The organism is Roseomonas chloroacetimidivorans (assembly GCF_049629625.1).
In the GTDB taxonomy this organism is placed as follows: domain Bacteria; phylum Pseudomonadota; class Alphaproteobacteria; order Acetobacterales; family Acetobacteraceae; genus Roseomonas; species Roseomonas chloroacetimidivorans.
Genome location: NZ_JBNBZS010000183.1, coordinates 1 through 4,465 on the forward strand (window position 1 = coordinate 1; position 4,465 = coordinate 4,465).

General features: G+C 60.6%; 7 protein-coding genes and 1 pseudogene. 7 read left to right on the forward strand and 1 reads right to left on the reverse strand.

What is annotated here, in order from left to right:
• The 4 genes and pseudogenes from ACO1BU_RS36060 to ACO1BU_RS36075 form a co-directional block, all read left to right on the forward strand.
• Positions 1 to 143: pseudogene (locus ACO1BU_RS36060) on the forward strand (IS256 family transposase); the annotation flags it as partial.
• Positions 144 to 208: 65 nt separating this feature from the next.
• Positions 209 to 445 carry a hypothetical protein gene (locus ACO1BU_RS36065; protein ID WP_424140691.1) on the forward strand — a complete coding sequence of 79 codons (237 nt, stop codon included), beginning with the start codon at positions 209 to 211 and terminating at the stop codon, positions 443 to 445.
• A gap of 204 nt (positions 446 to 649) precedes the next feature.
• Entirely contained in the window at positions 650 to 1,108 is a 459-nt protein-coding gene (locus tag ACO1BU_RS36070; RefSeq protein WP_424140692.1) for a hypothetical protein, read from the forward strand.
• Complete coding sequence (locus ACO1BU_RS36075; RefSeq protein WP_424140693.1) at positions 1,105 to 1,434, forward strand: hypothetical protein; 330 nt, start codon at positions 1,105 to 1,107, stop codon at positions 1,432 to 1,434. Before ACO1BU_RS36070 ends, ACO1BU_RS36075 begins: the two co-directional genes overlap by 4 nt.
• Before the next feature lie 234 nt (positions 1,435 to 1,668).
• Here ACO1BU_RS36075 and ACO1BU_RS36080 read toward each other — a convergent pair whose 3' ends face one another.
• Positions 1,669 to 2,058, reverse strand: a complete 390-nt coding sequence (locus ACO1BU_RS36080; protein ID WP_424140694.1) for a DUF6876 family protein — start codon at positions 2,056 to 2,058, stop codon at positions 1,669 to 1,671.
• A 935-nt stretch (positions 2,059 to 2,993) separates the two neighbouring features.
• Between ACO1BU_RS36080 and ACO1BU_RS36085 the strand changes: the two genes are divergently transcribed.
• The 3 genes from ACO1BU_RS36085 (at position 2,994) to ACO1BU_RS36095 (ending at position 4,338) form a co-directional block, all read left to right on the forward strand.
• Entirely contained in the window at positions 2,994 to 3,368 is a 375-nt protein-coding gene (locus ACO1BU_RS36085) for a hypothetical protein (RefSeq protein ID WP_424140695.1), read from the forward strand.
• Positions 3,369 to 3,475: 107 nt separating this feature from the next.
• On the forward strand, positions 3,476 to 3,889 hold the full coding sequence (locus tag ACO1BU_RS36090; RefSeq protein WP_424140696.1) for a hypothetical protein: 414 nt from the start codon (positions 3,476 to 3,478) through the stop codon (positions 3,887 to 3,889).
• On the forward strand, positions 3,886 to 4,338 hold the full coding sequence (locus ACO1BU_RS36095; protein WP_424140697.1) for a hypothetical protein: 453 nt from the start codon (positions 3,886 to 3,888) through the stop codon (positions 4,336 to 4,338). Before ACO1BU_RS36090 ends, ACO1BU_RS36095 begins: the two co-directional genes overlap by 4 nt.
• Positions 4,339 to 4,465: the final 127 nt, after the last annotated feature.

Consider the following 4,465-nt stretch of genomic DNA (forward strand, 5'->3'; position numbering starts at 1 on the left):
TCATGGTGTTCAAGCTCGTCATGGCCGCGGCCAAGACCTGGCGCAGGCTGAAGGGCGAGAACCAGTTGCCCAAGCTCATCCAGGGCGTCACATTCAAGAACGGCGTCGAGGTCACCAACACGCCAGCGCAGAACGCCGCCTGATCACCGCGTCACCCAAATTCCCGCATAGCTCCCCCGACCCGTTCGGTGGTCAGATAGACGATGACATGATGAACAGCCTCTACCGAGATGTCGATGCCGAGGTTCGTCGGAGCATGCAGACGAAGGGCTTTACAACCATCGACATCGACGCCGCGCTTCTGCATCAGGTTGAGGTCGTTGATTGGCTAGAGAACGAGTGCCTGGGCGATTATGCGGTACCCGACGATGACACGGCATGTGGCTGTGTGTTGGGCTTTGAGTGCGCCAACGAGGCAACGCGCTTCAAGCTGACGTTCTGCTGAGCCCGTTTCAGCATCCGGTAGCCCTCATGAATAAATACTCAGGAGAGCGCGAAACGGACTGCAACCTGGTTCTCATGGAGACAATCGGCTACGACACACAACTACTCAGATTCCTAAGTGTGGTTCCTATCCAGAGTTTGTCTCCGCACTTGGCGGCCCACTGTCTTGCAGGACAGTGGGCTTTTTTCTTGGAGGCAAACGTCAATGGAGAACGACCCAGTTAAGGATTTCATGGAAGCGCTGCGAGAGCGCAGCAAGCCCCAGTTTCACAGCCTGATCAACACGGCCCTTAAGATCTACGAGGATCGGGGTGAGATCACGATCCGGCAGCACGAGAGCCTGCTGAACTCCGCAAAGGTCACCAAGACCGAAGTGCCGGATGCATTCCGAACCCTTCGCACCTTCACGCCCAAGAACACCTACGTGCCGTCAGCGAAGATCGACGGACCGGAAGAGGACGAGGCACCGCAGGCACCCATGCCTCAAGCATCGGCCAAGCTGCACGATATCACGAATGCCATCCGAAATGGCCGCATCAGCGTCAACGCCCAGCGGGCGCAACCGGCGCCGCAGGATACGCTGGCCAGTGAAGCAGCAGCCCTGTTCGCGGACCTGAGCAAGACCTACGCGGCACTTGCCGCTCTGTTCGAGCGCAACGCATGACCCACCGCTTCGAGCTACAGGCCGGTCAGTTTCAGATGACCCTCATGAGCACTGACAAACAGTTTGGCTTCGACATGGGCCCATCCATCACGGTCAATGCGCCGGTCAAGATGGCCGTGCAGCTGAGCGGTGAAATGCAGGATTGGGTGAGGCGGCACATCCGAGGGGAGTTCGAGGTCGAGACCATCTACGAGAGCCGGAAGGCATCGGACGTTTACCGGCACCTCTCACCTTCGGCACACAGCTACGCGGTCCACACGAGCGCCCACTACATCGCGTTCCAAGACCCTGCGGACGCCGTGCTGTTCCGCCTGACTTGGTGCTGATCAGCTAAATAGGAGACGCCCGTTTTCATCCAGGTGCCGCACTCCTTAGCTGGTGATTTGGTGCATCGGCGACGTAGGCGGAATGCCCCGGCCAGAGCAGCAATGTGAGGTCAGCCGCACCGGATGCCAGGAGGGGCAAAACTCCTGGGTGCATATGGGGTCGAATTCCGCCGTCATCAAAGACAATGAAGCCCGGCACCAAGCCGGGCTTCTTCGTCTGTGAGTGGATTGCGACTAACGCTCCTGCGGCAGCATGGCTACAACTTCCGTCGCGGTGTCGCCTTCAACCCAGATGGTGAACTCGGGTAACGGAAAATCGCTAAACGGAATCTCCTGCGTGACAATGGGCTTTTGGGAGTTGCCATCTGTCATCGTCACGGTGGCTTGTCGCGTTTCCTCGTTCACGACCAACTTCCAAACTTGGAATGGATCCTTGCGAACACGCGCGTGGGTAAAATGTGAAGCCACGAGATCAACCAACCAGTAAGCGTCGCAAAGCTCGCGCATCTCGACGATTCCAGCGGTCATGTAGAGGGACCGCATCATGCCGTGACGCGTCACAGAATCAGATCCGTGGTGCTGTGCCAGGCGGTTGCGGATTTCATCGGGGGACAGTTTAGCCATGTGGGCCGCCCTCCTTATCGGCGGTCCCGCGGGTAGAAGAAGCCTTTCGCCGGGCCTGTCAGCCGCTAAGGCAGGGTCGTGTAGCGGGGCCGGGACCCGGCGGGCAGCTGGACAGCCCCGGACCCGGCAAAGCCCTCAGCCGCCCTCAGATGCGGAAATCCCGGCCGCCTAGATGAGGACCGGGTCCGTGCAGTGGGGCGAGGTGAGCAGCCGTAGAGGCGTCACTCCTGCATGGCCATTTAACTAGCCATGCGCCCTAACCCTGCCTCGTGACTAACTCAAGTGTTTGAAATCGTGGACTCTGGGCCACGGATCTGCTACAAACGATCGCAAGCAAGCCGGGACCTCCGACCAGTAGATCGGACCAATGGTGGTACCGGGGATGGGCGACACTCGTGCGCCCTGAGTAACTTGCGATGAGTAAGAGTGTTGGTGGCCGCCAGGGCGTGAGCCAAAGCGGTGAATTCGTGTGGACCCGAGACGTGCTGAACCAGGTGTTCAGTCGGAAGGGGAAGGGCCTGGAAGCGGGGATGGGGCGGCTGTGGCGACAAGCCAAAGCGGCTCCGGGCATGTCCCCGAAGCTTCCTCGCGGCGCCTCCCCGGCCGAACGCACCCAGCACCTTGAACGGTTCGTGTTGGATGGCCTGAGGCGTTTTCGCGCCGAGGGCGGCCTTCGCGCCTCGGACAAGGGCATCCGCCTCGTCCACACCCAACGAGCCTTCATGATGGAACGGCTACCCAAGGGAGCTGGGCCTTCATGAGCGGTGGGGGAGGGAGCAGATTCCTCCCCCATCTTTTTCCCTCAGATTCATTTTTGGGGGTGACCCCATTTTGTGGTACAAAGGGGGCAAGGGGCAGCTCAAGCCGCACGGTAGATCGAACCAATTCTGGGGAGGAGTAAGAGGGCCACTCGCAAAGCGCCCTGAGTTTTTCTGATGACAACTACGTTCACAATCTGCCTCCTGGAGTTTGAGGCGAAGACTAGATGGCATGCCCCTGTCACCGCCGATGCGCTGGATAGCTTCCGCGCTACTATTCGGCTGATGACCGACGGGAAGCGGCGCGAGTACTGGCGTTCGAACCATGCAGGCGTTCGCGCTCTGCTTTCGCAGCCGGGGGTGAACCTCGACGATCCCGATGTGAGCCGGAAGGTGGCCGACTGCGCACTGGCCCTCACTGCCTATCATCTGCTCGACCTCACATTCGACCAGATCCTTGGGAGGTTGCAGGGCGGCGTCGGCTGGATTGTCGCGAAAGAAGGCCTAGCGCCGGTCCCGGCAGACGCGTTGCTGGAATTGCCGCTGGCATAGTGAGTAGGGGAGGGGCGCAAAGCCCCTCCTTAGATCGACAGACCCTAACCCCCTGTCTCGTGCCCAGCCTGGAAAGCTCGGCCGCTCCCGAACCGGGAATCTACCTAATGACTATCGACGTACAGCTTAACGACTTCCATCCCGACCGATGGAAGGATGCCCTGAAGTGGGCTGTGAAGCTCAAGGCAGCCGAGGACGACCTACAGCGGCTACTGGAGAACGAGAAATACTACCAGCCCGGCACTGTGCCGCATGCTGAATGGAATGCCGTCGTGGTGAAAGCCTACGCAAGAATCGAGGAATGCGAGAAGCCGCTGAACCGTTGGCGCGGTTTCAAGTACGCCGCTTACTGCTGCGTGGACATCAACGACATTGACCCCACGCCTGAGCGCGAGTGGCTCAAGAGCAACGTGGGACCTGAGGGCACCGAGTGGCGCATGATTAAGTCCTGGCGCTGCGCGAGCTTCTACTTCCGCGACGAGGCGGTGAGCGAGCGCTTCCGGACGCGGGGCAGCCGATGACGGTCGTTCGTCCGCTGGAGGGAGTGGGTCACGTTGACCCCTCCCGCTACCACCCCAAGCTGCTCGCGTACATCGTGGAAGAGACGGAAGCCTTACGGTACTGGCTCTACCGGGGAGAGGTGGCGGGGCGCATGGCCGATGGGCCGGACTGTGCTCATCGGCGCCGGGACTGGTCGGAGGAGATCAACCGGTGCATCGAAGAGGGCAGGGACCTCGACCACCATGTGAGCATCCCCGCCGAACGCTACGCCAATGCCCAACGGGAGGTTGGTGACTGGCTTACCGACCACTCCAAGCTGGGGGAACATCTGGGGGTTCGAGGGCCGCTCGACGATGAAGGTCTCATGCACACCCTGAGCTTCTTCTTCCGCAATCCCGAGGTGGCCGTGGAGCTATCGCCGAAAGTGGGTGATGGCGATGTGAGAGAGGCGGCGTATCGAGGTGGGTGAAAGCCTGCCTGAACCTCCCGAAGGAGCGATACGCCGAGATGAGCGATACCACTGTTGTCCCCCTGCGTCAGCCGGAGACGGTCGAGGATCCGCTGACAGCGGTTTTGAGGAGCGGCGCCCGCCGGCT